Raw genomic sequence first — 15247 nt, forward strand, 5'->3', positions numbered from 1 at the left:
TATTGTATATAAGGAGGAACAATCGATGACAGAAGTAAAAACAATTACAACAGAAGAAGTACAAAAGCGTCTCGAAAATGGAGAGACATTATTTCTAGTAGATGTACGTGAAGATGAAGAAGTGGCGCAAGGGAAAATTCCAGAAGCTGTACATATAAAAATGGGTGACATTCCAAATAAATTGGAATTCTTTGATAAGGAAAATGAATATATTTTTATTTGTAGATCAGGAATGCGCAGTGAAAATGTATGTCACTATTTAAATGAGCAAGGATTTAAAACCGTCAATATGGTTGGCGGTATGCTGCAATATAAAGGAGAAATTAAATAATGAATTTATAAAAACTTGAAACGTGTCTGTTTCAAGTTTTTTTTCTTATGCATACAGTGTACAAAGGAGGGAATAATTTGGGTGCGCGAATTCGTAATATGAAAATTATCAATAATAAAGGCAACGTGAATGTAGGCGATTATTATAGCCTTTCACCTTCAGGGGTTCAAAAAGTATATGCTGGTGCTGGCGGGTCAAGCATCGCTAATTTTTTTAATGGCAAACGTATGCAACCTGAAACGCCAAGAGTTCCAGAGTTTTTCCCGCCATTAGAAACGAGTGAATTAACATTAGGATCATAAAGGAAAGGAGGAATAAATATGCCTGCTCATATTCAAAAATTTGTCATTGTAAATCAGTATGGAAATATATTTACAGGTGATCACTTAAGTGATACTTCATTTGTTGCTTCTAAAACATATAGCGGGGCATTGGGACCGACGTGCATCGATGTTGTAACAGTAGTTGGTACAACATCAAATCTTTGCTTACAACCAGGTGACACAGTGACAACAACGTATACAAGAGGAACACAAACATCTGAAAGTCAAAATACAGGATTATAAGGGGAGAATCCCGTTGGAATTTTGCAAGCAGTGCCAAATACAGATGCTTTTAATTCCGCGCCTGGTTTATAAGAAATAATCCCCTGATTGTAGGGGATTATTTCTTAAGGTGCATGGGCATGCGTTTTCGATAAATTACGTAGCTGCGACGTAAATATTTTACGGGAACACTAAATACATGTACGAGTCTTGTGAATGGCCAAGTTGCAAAAAGGCCTAGTGCTGCAATAATATGAATTTTAAACCAAATCGGTACGTCTGCCATATATTCTGCTTTCGGACTGAAAATGAACAGACTACGGAACCATGGGCCAATTGTTGTACGGTAATCAAAGCCTTTTGCATCAATATTGAAAAAGGTAGAAGAAAGACCGGCTAACATAACAATGAACAGTAGAATGAGAGCTATATAGTCTCCTTTTGTACTTGTTGCAATCATACGTTTTACTGTAAAACGACGATACATTAAGATTACTAATCCAACAATAGAAGCAATTCCAGCAGGAAGTCCGAAACTAATAGCAATGATATGATAAGTATACTCTGAAATACCGAGTGAGCGATAGACAGATTCCGGAATTAAAATTCCCATAATATGACCGCCGATTACAAACATAATTCCAAAGTGAAAGAGAAGACTTCCAATTCGAAGTATTTTCTTTTCGAGCAGTTCACTAGATTTTGATGTCCAACCAAATTGGTCATAGTTATAGCGAAAAATGTGTCCGCCGATAAAGATTGCGAAAATGATATAAGGAAATAGCACCCAGAAAAATTGATCCAGCATGTTTAGAGAACTCCTTTCTCATTTGTTTGTACACCCCATGCATCAATAGCAAGCAGAACGGAAGCGATGATTGGTTCATGTAGACAATTTGCTTTTTTTAATTGCTCATGCAAAGCTTGTATATTTTTCATGTACTTACTTATAAGTGGATCACAATCTTCTTCCGGTGCGTTTGCTAGAAATTCAAGAAGAAGTGGTAAGTAATCAGGAAGCTCCTTATCTGTTACCATAAAGCCAGCTTTTTGATAATGTTGTTTTAATTCTAGTAATTCAATTCCGCGTTCTCTTTGTTCACCTGTATTCATATAAGTTAAGTATAAATTTGTCTTTTTTCCGAAGTCGAATGTATACACATACGAGTCGATTAGTTGCGCATCTGTTTTGTTCTGTACTTGTTTTATGAATCTTGTAAGCAATGTGCGAATTTCTTCATTTGTAATCGTACGGATTGTTTCTTGTAGTTCGGGTAAAGCTTCTCTCCATCCTGCTTCAGGATAGGAGAGAAGGAAGGAAGTACAAGAAAAAGCGGTTTGTAAACTTTGTTTCATCGTTGTTACCTCCCTTAGTTAAGAAAGCGTCATGCAAGAGCCTGGACCACCGGCAAAGGAAAGGCCACAGCTTCCTTGTTCACTATATAAATCAGCAACTTGCTCGCGGTGAGTTGTTGGAATAACAAAGCGATCTTTATATTTTGCGATTGCTAGTAGGCGGTACATATCTTCTACATCTTCTTTTGTTAATCCAAGTTCTTTTAATACCATTTCATCTGGCTCTTTATGAACTTGTAGTGCTCTCATATGTGTGCGCATGACAGCCATTTTTTTCAATGTAAGTCGAATGTGGGATTCGTCCCCAGCGGTAAGTAAATTCGCTAAATATTGAATTGGAATTCGCATATTATCAATTGCAGGGAAAATATCCTCTTCTTTCCAGTTGCTTCCTTTTCCTTCGACTATATTCATAATTGGACTGAGCGGTGGAATATACCAAACCATTGGCATTGTTCTATATTCAGGGTGAAGCGGAAGAGCGATTTTCCAATCGATAATCATTTTGTAAATTGGTGAATGTTGCGCTGCTTTTATCCATTCTTCAGGTATTCCTTGTTTTTTTGCCTCGGCAACTACTTCTGGATCATTTGGATCTAAGAAAACAGTAAGCTGCGATTCATATAAGTCTTTTTCATTTTCGATGGAAGCGGCTTCTTTTACCTTGTCAGCGTCATATAACATAACACCAATGTAGCGTATACGCCCTACACATGTTTCAGAACAGATGGTAGGCATACCCGCCTCAATACGCGGGAAGCACATTGTACATTTTTCCGCTTTATTCGTTTGCCAGTTGAAATACACTTTTTTATATGGGCAAGAAGATACACAAAATCTCCAAGCACGGCATGCATTTTGATCGACAAGAACAATTCCATCTTCTTCACGTTTATACATCGCGCCAGATGGACAAGAAGAAACGCAAGACGGATTCATACAATGTTCGCAAATGCGAGGTAAATACATCATAAAGACGTTTTCAAAGTCTGTCTTAATATCTTCTTCCATTTTCTTTACATTCGGGTCTTGTAAGGCAGTGATATGTCCACCAGCTAAGTCATCTTCCCAGTTTGGCCCCCATTCAATTTTATCGATAAATTCGCCTGTAATTGCCGATTTTGGACGAGCTACTGGTTGATGTTTGCGCTGCGGGCTGTTTGTTAACGTTTCATAATCGTAGTTCCATGGCTCGAAGTAATCATCGATTGTCGGTAAATCTGGATTATGAAAAATATTTAGTAGACGTTTCACTTTAGAACCGGATTTGAGCTGAAGTTCACCGTTCTTTACTTCCCAGCCGCCTTTATATATTTCTTGATTTTCCCATTGTTTTGGATAGCCAATACCAGGCTTTGTTTCCACATTGTTAAAATACATATATTCAGCACCTGGACGATTTGTCCAGGTATTTTTGCACGTTACACTACAAGTATGGTAGCCGATACATTTATCTAAGTTCATTACCATTCCGACTTGTGCTTTAATCTTCAAGCCAATCTACCTCCTTCAGTTTGCGGATGACGACGTTTAAATCACGCTGATTACCCGTTGGACCATAGTAGTTAAACCCATAGCTTAATTGACCATATCCGCCAATCATATGCGTTGGTTTTACATGGATGCGCGTTGGACTATTATGCGTTCCACCACGGTTACTTGTTAAATTTGTACCAGGCACGTTAATATGACGGTCTTGTGCATGATGCATAAAGGCCATTCCTCTTGGTATGCGATGTGTAACAACTGCACGTGCTACAACAACGCCGTTTCGGTTGAAACATTCAATCCAGTCGTTATCATCTACACCAGCTTCAGCGGCGTCATCTTTATTCATCCAAACAGTTGGACCACCACGGAATAGTGTTAACATTGGTAAGGAATCGAAGTACATACTATGAATAGACCATTTATTATGCGGCGTTAAATAGTTTAGCGTAATTTCTTTTCCTTCTACTTCCGGACGTGATTTTTGAAACGGTTTATGCTGCAAGATTGGTTTAAATGTTGCCATTGTTTCACCAAACTCTTTCATCATCTCGTGATCTAAGTAGAATGATTGTCGTCCTGTAATCGTTCTCCAAGGAATAAGACGTTCTACATTTGTTGTAAATGGTGAGTAGCGGCGTCCCCCTTTTTCTGAGCCAGTAAAGGCAGGAGAAGTAATTACTGTTTTAGGTTGTGCTGTAATTTGCTCGAATGTGAAACACTCTTCTTCGCGTTCTGCTGCTAAATCGCGTAATTTTAAATCTGTTTGTTTTTCAAGAGCTTCCCACGCTTTTACAGCCATATGACCATTAGTTGTTGAAGAAAGAGTAAGGACTGCTTCTGCTGCATGGACTGCTTCTGTTATATTAGGGCATCCTTTTGCGATAGAATCGGTGCGGATGACTCCTAAGCGACTCTTTAATTGTTCGTACTCTTTTTCTGCGGACCAAGAAATACCTTTTGTCCCAATTGGTTGTTTACCAGCATTTGGTCCAAGCGCAGTCATTTTGTCATAAATTGTTTTATAATCACGCTCGACAACATGAATTTGTGGCATCGTTTTACCTGGAATTGGTTCACATTCCCCTTTGCTCCAGTCTTTAATCTTGCCAAGTGGCTGTGCTAATTCTTGCGGTGTATCGTGAAGAAGCGGAGTTGCAACAACTTCTTTTATTGGATCAAGATCAAGTTCTGTTGCTAATTTAGAGACTGCTTTTGCAAGGGAGCAGAAAATGTCCCAGTCGGAACGAGCTTCCCATGGTGAACCAATAGCTGGATTAAATGGATGTACAAATGGATGCATATCTGTACTACTTAAATCGTGTTTTTCATACCATGTTGAAGCGGGTAGAACAATATCGGAATAAAGTGCTGTCCCGGCCATACGGAAATCTAGGTTAACAAGTAAATCTAGTTTGCCTTCAGGGGCCGTTTCATGCCATTTTATTTCTTCTGGTCGCAATGAATCGCTATCATCGTTCATTAATCCATTTGTTGTACCGAGTAAATGTTTTAAGAAATATTCGTGACCTTTACCTGAACTTGAAATTAAGTTTGCACGCCATACAAATAAGTTACGTGGGAAGTTATTTTTGTTATCTGGATCTTCAATGGCAAATTTCAGTTCTTTTTCTTTTAATTTCTGTGCCACATATATTCCAATTTCTTCTTTTGTGGTTGCCCCATTAGCGACAGCTTCTTTATAAATTTCAATTCCATTCTTTTCGAAAGTCGGATAAGAAGGAAGCCAGCCAAGACGAGCTGCTAATACATTGTAATCACCATGATGTTGATAGCGTGAGTTGCCAACAACTGGTGATGCTAAGTGACCGACTGGTGTATCTTCATAACGCCACTGATCTGTTACAAAATAGAAGAATGATGTCCCGTTTTGTAGCTTTGGAGGACCTTGCCAGTCTCTTGCCATCGCAATGGTTTGCCATCCTTCGGCTGGACGTAATTTTTCTTGCCCGACATAATGTGCCCAACCACCGCCATTTACGCCTTGTGCCCCAACGAGAAGAACGAGGTTTAAAACAGCGCGATAAATCGTATCAGAGTTAAACCAATGGTTAATACCAGCACCGACAATAATCATGGAACGACCATTTGTATCGATGGCGTTTTGAGCAAACTCACGAGCGATTTGAATGACTAAGTCTCGTTTTACACCTGTGATGTTTTCTTGCCATGCTGGTGTAAATGGAATCGAATCATGAAAGTCTTTTGGTTCTTGGCCGCCAAGTCCACGGTTTACGCCGTAGTTAGCTAATGTTAAGTCGTACACAGTTGTAACGAAAACATCACCATCTCGTGTTTTCATTTTCTTCACTGGAATTGTTCGTTCTAGTATTTGATTCCCTTCATCAGAGAAGTATGGAATCTGTACAGTACCAATGGCATCTTCCATGCCAAGTAAAGAAAGCCGCGGATTAATTTTTTCTCCCGTTTGCTCATCTTCTAAGCGCAAGTTCCATTTCTTCTCATTATCCCAGCGAGAGCCCATTGTACCGTGAGGAATAGCAAAATCATTCGTGTTATCATTCCAAAGAACAGGCTTCCATTCGCCAAGCTTTGTTTCACGGCCAATATCATTTGCATGTAAGAACCGATCTGCTATGAATTGGTCTCCTTGCTGTTTTAATGTGACGAAGAACGGGAAATCAGTATATTGTTTTGCATAATTTGTGAAGTATTCTACTTGTTTGTCCACATAAAACTCTTGTAAAATGACGTGCCCCATCGCCATCGCAAGTGCGCCATCTGTCCCTTGTTTTACGCTCATCCAGTCATCAGCAAATTTTGTGGATTCAGCAAAGTCAGGACTTACGGAAACAACTTTTGTTCCTTTGTAGCGTACTTCAGCTAAGAAGTGCGCATCTGGCGTTCTGGTCATTGGAACGTTTGAACCCCATGTCATAATGTAACCAGAGTTATACCAATCACTACTTTCTGGTACATCTGTTTGATCACCCCAAATTTGTGGGGAAGCAGGTGGGAGGTCAGCGTACCAATCATAGAAGCTGAGCATAGGTCCACCCATCAGCTGCATAAAGCGGCTACCAGCAGCATGACTTAACATAGACATGGCTGGAATTGGTGAGAAACCAACGTTTCGATCGGGACCATATTTCATTACTGTATATAGTAAGGAGGTTGCAACAAGTTGCAATACTTCATCCCAGTTCGCACGAATGAATCCACCTTTACCACGTGCACTTTTATAGGTGCGAGCTTTTTCAGGATTTTCTACAATGCTTTTCCAAGCATCTAATGGTGATGTATGATTTTGAAGTTCTTCCTTCCACATATTCCAAAGGACGCCGCGTACATATGGATATTTCACGCGAAGTGGACTATAAATGTACCAAGAAAAACTTGCGCCGCGTGGACAACCCCGAGGCTCAAAATCCGGCATATCAGGGCCAGTAGTTGGATAATTTAATTCTTGTCCTTCCCAAGTTACAATTCCATCTTTTACATAAATGTTCCAACTACAAGAGCCAGTACAGTTTACTCCATGTGTAGAGCGGATGACTTTATCATGTTGCCATCTTTTGCGATAGACGTTTTCCCATTCGCGATCTTCGTATGTTTCTTGTGTATGGTTCTCGTTATATCGATCTATTGGCGAAAAATATTTTAACCGTTTCATGAATGCTGAAGATTTCTTTTTCATACTGCTCACTCCTTTATTACCTCTCATTTTCTTATCTTCACTATAAGAGGAGGGAATAAATAGGGATGTGATATCTATCACAGTTCAACAGATTGTCAAAAATCATTTCGTAAGAGTGTGGTGTTTTTCACATTTCATCATGTGTTTTTCGTGTAGAGTGAAGGAGAAAAGAAAAAGTAGCCTCTCACATAGAGAGACTACTCAATACTACAAATAGAAGAGGGACAATCTTCACAAGAAATTTCACATTTTAAAAATTGTAAATTATGAATTGTAATTTTTCCTTTCTGAATAGAAAGGATTCCTTGTTTTTTTAATTCATTTAACATACGGTTGACACTTTCGCGTGAAGTAGCACAGAAGTTAGCAAGCTCTTGGTTTGTTAAAGGCAAATCAATCAAGATCCCATTTTCTTTTAAAATACCGTAACTATTTGTCATGCGAATGAGCGTGGAATATAAAGCACCTTTTTTTCCATGCAATACTAAATCACGAAATTTTGTTTGCATTCTTCTTAGATGTTCACTAATCCATTTCATAAATTCAAATGCAAGAGCTGGCTTTTGAAGCAATGCTTTTTCTAAGGCATCTCGTTTTATTACACCAATCTCAACTTCTTCGAGACATTTTGCATTTAATAAATACTTTGCATGATCTGCAAATAGTGTTAATTCTCCGATAATATCATCCTTTGAACAAATGCGAAGTGTTAATTCTTGTCCATCAGCGCTAATTTTACTAATTTGTACTTTTCCAGATCGAATGATATAGAGTTCTTTTGCTTCTATACCTTCTTGAAAAATATAGCTTCCTTTGCTGACGTTCATTTTATATTCAACAGATGCAAGTAGTTCTTTTAAATCATTTGATAATGCCGTACGATTTGTCACAGCAATCACCTTTCTTTTTCGAGCAGTCTATCCTTTATTGTGAGTATAAGTATGATGAAAATGCAAGTAATATTTCCTGTATAATATAAAAAAGTAGATGTTTCATGCAAACACCTGTTTAAGTATAATAATATAGGAAGTCCTTTATTATTTAATCTATTTTTTTGATACTCGTTTTTTTAGTATGCTTATTTAAAAAAGTAACGAAAACTTTTAGTAGTGGATGACTGATAAGGAGAACCACTATAATCATGATTTGATTCAATAAATAGACAGTATTCACCTTGAGACAGTTTGTTTCAAGGTTTTTTTATGGGGAATTTTTCTTTCAATGTGAACAAATTACGAACGGATTTGTGAAGAATTTTTGAATGGCGCATATGATGTGAGAAATATCACAACAAATATTAGATTACTTGATTATGATGAAGGCAAATAAAATATGGAAAGCAAACAAAGAACATGAGCTAAAACATCACAGTTCAAAAATATATTATAATAGAATGAAGAAAGATATGAATGAAGCAAAAAGGAGGGGTGACGATGCACGAGAAGGTGAGGGATTCTTTCGGGCGCCCGCTTCAAGATTTACGGATTTCAGTTATAGATCGCTGTAATTTTAGATGCACGTACTGTATGCCGGCTGAAGTATTTGGACCAGATTATGCTTTTTTACAAGAAGAATTTTTACTTACATTTGATGAGATTGAAAGATTAGCAAAATTATTTGCTGGCATAGGTGTAAAGAAAATTAGACTTACAGGTGGAGAACCATTACTTCGAAAAGATTTACCGAAGCTGATTAAGCGTCTAGCAAGTCTGGATGGTATAACGGATATTGGACTAACAACAAATGGTATACATTTGACAAAACAAGCAAAAGCATTAAAGGAAGCAGGCTTGCAGCGAGTAAACGTTAGTCTGGATGCGATAGAAGATAATGTATTTCAGAAAATAAATGGACGGAATGTTAGTACGAAACCTGTGTTAAAAGGGATTATAGCTGCTAAAGAGGTCGGTCTTGAAGTAAAGGTAAATATGGTTGTGAAAAAAGGAATGAATGATAGTCAAGTTCTTCCAATGGCTACTTGTTTTAAAGAACAGGGAATACCACTTCGTTTTATTGAATTTATGGATGTTGGGAGTACGAACGGATGGAATTTCGAACAGGTAGTTACAAAACAAGAATTAATTGAGATGATTGGCAATGTATATCCGATTGAACCCGCTGAACCACACTATTTCGGAGAGGTCGCAAAGCGCTATTGTTACATAGGAAGTGATGTGGAAGTTGGATTTATCACTTCTGTTTCTGAATCATTTTGTTCTTCATGTACAAGAGCGCGAATTTCAGCTGATGGAAAGTTTTATACGTGTTTGTTTGCGACAGAAGGTACGGATTTAAGAGCGTTGCTTAGAACCAATTGTTCTGATAATGAGTTATTACAAGTCATACAAGATGTATGGAGATATCGAAAAGACCGATATTCTGATGAGCGGACGGAAGAAAGCGCGAAAAATCGTGCGAAAATTGAAATGTCTTATATTGGAGGATAAGAAGGGAGGGAAAACATTGCAGGACCGATATTCAAGGCAAATGTTATTTTCAAGTATTGGTGAAGATGGACAGAGGAAAATAAGAGAAAAGCATGTATTGCTTATTGGTGCTGGAGCTCTTGGTGCCGCCAATGCTGAAGCTCTTGCTAGAGCAGGAATCGGAAAATTGACAATTGCGGATCGAGATTATGTCGAGTGGAGCAATTTGCAGCGGCAGCAATTATATACAGAAGAAGATGCCAAGCAATATAAGCCAAAGGCGATTGCAGCTGCAGAACATTTACAGAAGATTAATTCTGAAGTTGAGATTATTCCAGTTGTGACAGATGTGGCGATACAAGAGATGGAAGATTTCATTCAAGGTATAGATTTAATAATAGATGCAACAGATAATTTTGATACGCGTCTTCTTATTAATGATATTTCACAAAAATATAATGTACCTTGGATATATGGAGGATGTGTTGGTAGTTATGGCGTAACGTATACAATTCTTCCAGGAAAAACACCGTGCTTTCGCTGTTTGATGGAGCATCCGACAAGCGGTGCCACATGTGATACGGCAGGGGTAATACAGCCGGCGGTACAAATGGTCGTTGCACATCAAGTAACCGAAGCTTTAAAAATATTAGTAGAAGATTTTGGAGCACTTCGGGAGACAATGTTGTCATTTGATGTTTGGAATAATCAACATATGGCATTTAAAGTGAATAGGCAGAAAAAAGAGAGCTGCCCATCTTGTGGCAAGTTACGTACGTACCCAAGTTTGGCATTTGAATCACAAATGAAAACCGAAGTATTATGTGGGCGAAATACGGTTCAAATCCGTCCTGGCGTTTCGAAATCTCTTAATCTAGAAGAAATTAAAAAGCGCTTACAAAAAAACATGGATATTCAAGTAACACCGTATTTATTATCCTTTTTCATCGAGGAGTATCGTTTTGTTCTCTTTAAGGATGGTAGAGCGTTTGTTCATGGGACAAATGATAAGGCAGAAGCGAAGCGATTATATACAAGGTATATAGGCTAAACCTAAAGGCGACCTTTAGGTTTAGCGGATGCGTTATATTTATGAATTTCGAAGATAGTCGCCGCTTTTTCCTCCTGTTTTTTCGAGAAGATATGTTTCACCGATAATCATTCCTTTATCGACAGCTTTACACATATCATACACGGTAAGAGCAGTCATAGAAGCGGCTGTTAAAGCTTCCATTTCAACGCCTGTACTTCCTTCTGTTTTTACCTTTACTTCAATAAGTAAACGATATTGTTTTTTTTCTTGTTTCCAATCAAAGGAAACATCGACTCCTTTTAAAAGTAAGGGATGACACATTGGAATAACATCAGAAGTACGTTTTGCCGCCATAATACCAGCGATTTGAGCGACGCCTAGTACATCTCCTTTCCCAATTTCATGATGGGAGATTTTATCATAAATTTCTTTTGTAACAAGGATGCTAGAACAAGCAATTGCAGTGCGCACTGTTACTTTTTTATCACTAATATCGACCATCTTAGCACGGCCTTGGTCATTAAAATGAGTAAATGAAGACATGGAATTCCTCCTTGAAGTAATTGCTAGTATGGTTAGCATTGTACAATATAAAGTGTAATCAAGATGTGATATTTTGCAAACAGGGGTGAAAAAATGCTAGAAAAACGAGTACCAATTCCAGTTGCTGAAGCAGTAAAGAGAGTGATGAAATATGCTCAGCGCGGTGAAATAGAAGAGACGATTCTTATGGAGAGTTATGGAAGAGTGCTTGGAGAGGATGTTGTAGCTGATCACGATGTACCTTATTTCAATCGTTCTCCTTATGATGGATTCGCAATTCGGGCAGAAGATACGAAAGAGGCAAGTCAAAGTAATCCAATTGAATTTCAAGTAGTGGGAGAGATCGGAGCAGGGTCTGTTTTTCAAGGAGAAGTGAAAGCATTTGAAGCTGTTCGAATTATGACAGGAGCAGCGATTCCAGAAGGATGTAATGCTGTTGTTATGTTAGAGTTGACAGAAGTTTGTACAAGAGATGGAAAAACATATATGAAGTTGAAACGTTCTTTTCGAGCAGGAGATAATGTTTCATTTAAAGGTGAAGATATAAAGAAAAATCATGTGCTCGTGAAAAAAGGAACGAGAATAAATCCAGGTGTGGCAGCGTTATTAGCAACGTTTGGATACAGTTCCGTTCATGTTGTAAAACAACCAGTTGTTGGAATTATCACAACTGGAAGTGAACTGTTAGAAGTGTATGAACCACTTGAACTGGGAAAAATTCGAAATAGTAATTCCTATATGATTGCAGCTCAAATTATGAAAGCAGGCGGAAAAGTGCGATATTATGGGCAACTTGCAGATCAATTGGATGCCTGCTATGAAGCTGTGAAAGCGGCACTGGATGAAGTTGATATTTTAATTACAACCGGCGGTGTTTCAGTAGGGGATTATGATTATTTACCTGCTATTTATGAACGATTACAGGCGAATGTACTATTTAATAAGGTTGCCATGAGACCAGGTAGTGTGACAACAGTAGCGGAAGTGGGGAGAAAGCTATTATTCGGATTATCGGGTAATCCATCAGCTTGTTATGTTGGGTTCGAATTATTTGTTCACCCAGTTATACAAACGCATCTTTATGCAAAGGAACCACATGTATATCGCGCAGATGCCGTTTTGCAAAAAGATTTCCCAAAAGCAAATCCATTCACACGTTTTGTAAGGGGAAAAGTAAGCATTGTAAATGGTATGTTACATGTAACTCCGGTAGGATTGGATAAGTCGAGCGCTGTATCATGTCTTGCAGAGGCAAATGCATTCATTGTATTACCAGGAGGAACGCGAGGGTTCGAAACAGGTATGACCGTCTCGGTTCTATTGCTTGATTCGAGTCAAGGAAGTGAATGGCCATGGGCAGAGCCACTCCAATCTTACAAATAGTAGGATATCAAAATAGTGGGAAAACAACATTAATGGAGAAGTTAGTTCATGCTTTTTCAAGTGAAGGAAGGAAAGTTGCCACAATTAAGCATCATGGACATGGTGGGTTTCCTGAACTTTCGCAAAAAGATAGTGAACGGCATAGACAAGCAGGTGCAGTTGTAAGTGCTGTAGAAGGAGCTGGATTGTTATCTCTTTCAGCACTTCGTAATCATTGGATGTTAAAGGATGTAATTCAGTTATATGAATTCTTTGCAGTAGATCTCATTTTAATAGAAGGATATAAAACAGAATCATATCCGAAAATTGTCTTACTTCGTTCGCTAGATGATATGTCTTTATTGGAACAGGTGGATAACATAAAAGCTGTTATTGTCTGGGATGAAGCGATTTTACAGTTACAAAAAACATATAAAATTTTTCATATAACAGATGCCGATTCTTATATGAAATGGCTTGTAGAAATGGTAAGGGGTGCAAAATGACATATACGTATTATGAAGTAATTGATACACCGATTTCAATTGAAGAAGTAACAAATAAAGTGATTAGCCGAGAATGCGGCGCAGTAACAACCTTTATTGGGACTGTTAGGGAATTTACGAAAGGGCGTCGTACATTATATTTAGAGTATGTCGCTTATAAAACAATGGCTGAAAAAATGCTTGCAAAAATTGGTGCGGAAGTGAAAGAAAAATGGCCAGGGACACATGTTGCGATTACGCATCGCACTGGTACACTTCAAATTTCTGATATCGCAGTTGTTGTTGCGGTATCAACACCGCATCGAAAAGCTGCTTATGAGGCGAATGAGTATATTATGGAACGCATCAAACAAATTGTGCCCATTTGGAAAAAAGAATTTTGGGAAGATGGCAATTCGTGGATTGGTGATCAATTAGAAAGAGTATCGTATCCAGATGGAGAACCGGGAAAGGAGCTGGAATTATGATTCAAGTATTATTGTTCGCACATTTGCAAGAAGAAGCTGGAACAAGTGAATTGAAAATAGACTGTGACAACATAACAGTTACAGAGTTAAAACAGTTTCTTACAAAAGAGTATCATGTATCAGTTGACCAGCAAATTATGGTTGCAATTAATGAAGAATATGCAAATGATACGGATACCATTCAAGCAGGCGATGTTGTTGCACTTATTCCACCTGTAAGTGGAGGTTGATTTTTTCCAGTCTAATCACGAGATCACGTGATTAGACTGGAGGGAATGAATATAAAATTGTGAAACATTGAACAAATTAGGAGGCGGAAAGAGATGAGAAGTCCGAATTTTCAGTTAGGTTTACAAACTTCTAATCTTATTATTGGTTTTATGGTATGGGTGATTTTATCTTCGTTAATGCCATTTATTAAAACAGATATTACGTTAACGGCAGGGCAAATCTCCCTTGTAACAGCAGTACCTGTTATTTTAGGATCGGTGCTTCGAATACCAATTGGGTATTGGACAAACCGATATGGAGCAAGAAAATTATTCTTTATCAGTTTTATTATTTTACTGTTCCCTGTTTTTTATATTAGTATTGCAAACTCTATGATGGATTTAATTATTGGTGGTCTATTCGTAGGAATTGGTGGCGCTGTATTTTCTGTAGGTGTGACGTCATTACCGAAATATTATCCAAAAGAACGTCACGGTTTTGTAAATGGTATTTATGGGGCGGGAAATGCAGGAACAGCAATTACTTCTTTTTTAGCACCAGTCATTGCAAGTTCATTTGGTTGGAGAGCAACTGTACAGTCATTTTTAATTTTATTAGCATTGTTTGCGTTATTAAATTTCTTATTAGGTGATCGCAATGAAAGAAAAGTGAACACACCATTATTAGAACAATTAAAAGGTGTGTATAAAAATGAGAAACTTTGGTTTTTATGCATTTTCTATTTCTTAACGTTTGGATCATTTGTTGCTTTTACGGTGTACTTACCAAACTTTTTAGTGTCTCACTTTGGATTAGCAAAAGTCGATGCAGGTATGAGAACAGCTGGATTTATTGTATTAGCAACAATTATGCGCCCGATAGGTGGATGGCTTGGTGATAAGTTTAATCCATTTAAAATTTTAATCTTTGTATTTATTGGATTGACGTTATCGGGTATTATTTTATCATTTATGCCAAGCATGAATGTCTATACATTTGGTTGTTTACTCGTTGCGTTTTGTGCAGGAATTGGAAATGGGACAGTCTTTAAACTTGTACCGATGTATTTTTCTAAGCAAGCAGGGGTTGTAAATGGGCTTGTTGCAGCATTAGGTGGATTAGGTGGATTTTTCCCTCCGCTTATTTTAACAGTACTGTTCCAATTAACAGGTCATTATGCAATTGGATTTATGGCACTTTCAGAAGTGGCACTTGCTTGTCTCATTATTACAGTTTGGATGTATAGTCAAGAAAAGCTATTACTTATGCTAAATAATAAATAATTCCATTGTTTGAAAAAG

15 protein-coding genes and 1 pseudogene are annotated in these 15247 nt (G+C 37.9%); 10 read left to right on the top strand and 6 right to left on the bottom strand.

The annotated features are described in order from the left end of the window. The first annotated feature begins 25 nt into the window (after window positions 1-25). The 3 genes and pseudogenes from MR059_RS17435 to MR059_RS17445 all read left to right on the top strand — a co-directional run bounded on the left by MR059_RS17435 (window position 26) and on the right by MR059_RS17445 (window position 969). Window positions 26-331, top strand: coding sequence for a rhodanese-like domain-containing protein (locus MR059_RS17435; RefSeq protein ID WP_012095862.1), 306 nt, complete (start codon window positions 26-28; stop codon window positions 329-331). A gap of 77 nt (window positions 332-408) precedes the next feature. Then, window positions 409-633, top strand: a complete 225-nt coding sequence (locus MR059_RS17440) for a spore germination protein (RefSeq protein WP_048723997.1) — start codon at window positions 409-411, stop codon at window positions 631-633. 18 nt (window positions 634-651) lie between these two features. After that, a pseudogene (locus MR059_RS17445) lies at window positions 652-969 on the top strand (hypothetical protein). Between the two features lie 25 nt (window positions 970-994). Here the strand turns inward: MR059_RS17445 and narI are convergent. The 5 genes from narI to MR059_RS17470 form a co-directional block, all read right to left on the bottom strand. Beyond that, the gene (gene narI, locus MR059_RS17450; protein WP_012095859.1) at window positions 995-1684 is read right to left on the bottom strand and encodes a respiratory nitrate reductase subunit gamma; all 690 of its coding nucleotides are present in this window, start codon (window positions 1682-1684) and stop codon (window positions 995-997) included. 2 nt (window positions 1685-1686) lie between these two features. After that, on the bottom strand, window positions 1687-2232 hold the full coding sequence (gene narJ, locus MR059_RS17455) for a nitrate reductase molybdenum cofactor assembly chaperone (RefSeq protein WP_012095858.1): 546 nt from the start codon (window positions 2230-2232) through the stop codon (window positions 1687-1689). An 18-nt stretch (window positions 2233-2250) separates the two neighbouring features. Continuing rightward, window positions 2251-3726, bottom strand: coding sequence for a nitrate reductase subunit beta (gene narH / locus MR059_RS17460; RefSeq protein WP_242161922.1), 1476 nt, complete (start codon window positions 3724-3726; stop codon window positions 2251-2253). Then, window positions 3716-7399, bottom strand: a complete 3684-nt coding sequence (locus MR059_RS17465; protein ID WP_087095456.1) for a nitrate reductase subunit alpha — start codon at window positions 7397-7399, stop codon at window positions 3716-3718. Before MR059_RS17465 ends, narH begins: the two co-directional genes overlap by 11 nt. Before the next feature lie 197 nt (window positions 7400-7596). Beyond that, window positions 7597-8289: a Crp/Fnr family transcriptional regulator gene (locus MR059_RS17470; protein ID WP_012095855.1), complete on the bottom strand. Its 693-nt coding sequence runs from the start codon at window positions 8287-8289 to the stop codon at window positions 7597-7599. Between the two features lie 543 nt (window positions 8290-8832). On the opposite strand from MR059_RS17470, the gene moaA reads away from it, so the two are divergent. After that, a complete protein-coding gene (moaA, locus tag MR059_RS17475; protein ID WP_012095854.1) occupies window positions 8833-9846 on the top strand; it encodes a GTP 3',8-cyclase MoaA in 1014 nt (337 codons plus the stop codon). A 16-nt stretch (window positions 9847-9862) separates the two neighbouring features. Further along, window positions 9863-10876: a molybdopterin-synthase adenylyltransferase MoeB gene (locus MR059_RS17480; RefSeq protein ID WP_012095853.1), complete on the top strand. Its 1014-nt coding sequence runs from the start codon at window positions 9863-9865 to the stop codon at window positions 10874-10876. A 39-nt stretch (window positions 10877-10915) separates the two neighbouring features. Here the strand turns inward: MR059_RS17480 and moaC are convergent, their stop codons facing one another. Continuing rightward, window positions 10916-11401 carry a cyclic pyranopterin monophosphate synthase MoaC gene (gene moaC / locus MR059_RS17485; protein ID WP_012095852.1) on the bottom strand — a complete coding sequence of 162 codons (486 nt, stop codon included), beginning with the start codon at window positions 11399-11401 and terminating at the stop codon, window positions 10916-10918. A 93-nt stretch (window positions 11402-11494) separates the two neighbouring features. Between moaC and MR059_RS17490 the strand changes: the two genes are divergently transcribed. From MR059_RS17490 to MR059_RS17510, 5 genes are all read left to right on the top strand, one after another. Further along, window positions 11495-12784: a molybdopterin molybdotransferase MoeA gene (locus tag MR059_RS17490; RefSeq protein WP_012095851.1), complete on the top strand. Its 1290-nt coding sequence runs from the start codon at window positions 11495-11497 to the stop codon at window positions 12782-12784. Beyond that, on the top strand, window positions 12748-13269 hold the full coding sequence (mobB, locus tag MR059_RS17495) for a molybdopterin-guanine dinucleotide biosynthesis protein B (RefSeq protein WP_012095850.1): 522 nt from the start codon (window positions 12748-12750) through the stop codon (window positions 13267-13269). The genes MR059_RS17490 and mobB overlap by 37 nt, the downstream gene beginning before the upstream one ends. Continuing rightward, window positions 13266-13736: a molybdenum cofactor biosynthesis protein MoaE gene (locus MR059_RS17500; protein WP_012095849.1), complete on the top strand. Its 471-nt coding sequence runs from the start codon at window positions 13266-13268 to the stop codon at window positions 13734-13736. Before mobB ends, MR059_RS17500 begins: the two co-directional genes overlap by 4 nt. Further along, a complete protein-coding gene (gene moaD, locus MR059_RS17505) occupies window positions 13733-13966 on the top strand; it encodes a molybdopterin converting factor subunit 1 (RefSeq protein ID WP_012095848.1) in 234 nt (77 codons plus the stop codon). Before MR059_RS17500 ends, moaD begins: the two co-directional genes overlap by 4 nt. A 93-nt stretch (window positions 13967-14059) precedes the next feature. Next, window positions 14060-15229, top strand: a complete 1170-nt coding sequence (locus MR059_RS17510; RefSeq protein ID WP_012095847.1) for a nitrate/nitrite transporter — start codon at window positions 14060-14062, stop codon at window positions 15227-15229. Window positions 15230-15247: the final 18 nt, after the last annotated feature.

This window comes from Bacillus cereus group sp. BfR-BA-01522 (assembly GCF_022662635.1).
Taxonomy (GTDB): Bacteria; Bacillota; Bacilli; order Bacillales; family Bacillaceae_G; genus Bacillus_A; species Bacillus_A cytotoxicus.

What these genes read in the sequence shown, in the direction of transcription:
- MR059_RS17435 (WP_012095862.1), top strand. Translation starts at nt 26, where the DNA reads ATGACAGAAGTAAAAACAATTACAACAGAAGAAGTACAAAAGCGTCTC.
- narI (WP_012095859.1), bottom strand. Translation starts at nt 1,684, where the DNA reads ATGCTGGATCAATTTTTCTGGGTGCTATTTCCTTATATCATTTTCGCA.
- narJ (WP_012095858.1), bottom strand. Translation starts at nt 2,232, where the DNA reads ATGAAACAAAGTTTACAAACCGCTTTTTCTTGTACTTCCTTCCTTCTC.
- MR059_RS17465 (WP_087095456.1), bottom strand. Translation starts at nt 7,399, where the DNA reads ATGAAAAAGAAATCTTCAGCATTCATGAAACGGTTAAAATATTTTTCG.
- moaA (WP_012095854.1), top strand. Translation starts at nt 8,833, where the DNA reads ATGCACGAGAAGGTGAGGGATTCTTTCGGGCGCCCGCTTCAAGATTTA.
- moaC (WP_012095852.1), bottom strand. Translation starts at nt 11,401, where the DNA reads ATGTCTTCATTTACTCATTTTAATGACCAAGGCCGTGCTAAGATGGTC.
- MR059_RS17490 (WP_012095851.1), top strand. Translation starts at nt 11,495, where the DNA reads ATGCTAGAAAAACGAGTACCAATTCCAGTTGCTGAAGCAGTAAAGAGA.
- mobB (WP_012095850.1), top strand. Translation starts at nt 12,748, where the DNA reads ATGGCCATGGGCAGAGCCACTCCAATCTTACAAATAGTAGGATATCAA.
- MR059_RS17500 (WP_012095849.1), top strand. Translation starts at nt 13,266, where the DNA reads ATGACATATACGTATTATGAAGTAATTGATACACCGATTTCAATTGAA.
- moaD (WP_012095848.1), top strand. Translation starts at nt 13,733, where the DNA reads ATGATTCAAGTATTATTGTTCGCACATTTGCAAGAAGAAGCTGGAACA.
- MR059_RS17510 (WP_012095847.1), top strand. Translation starts at nt 14,060, where the DNA reads ATGAGAAGTCCGAATTTTCAGTTAGGTTTACAAACTTCTAATCTTATT.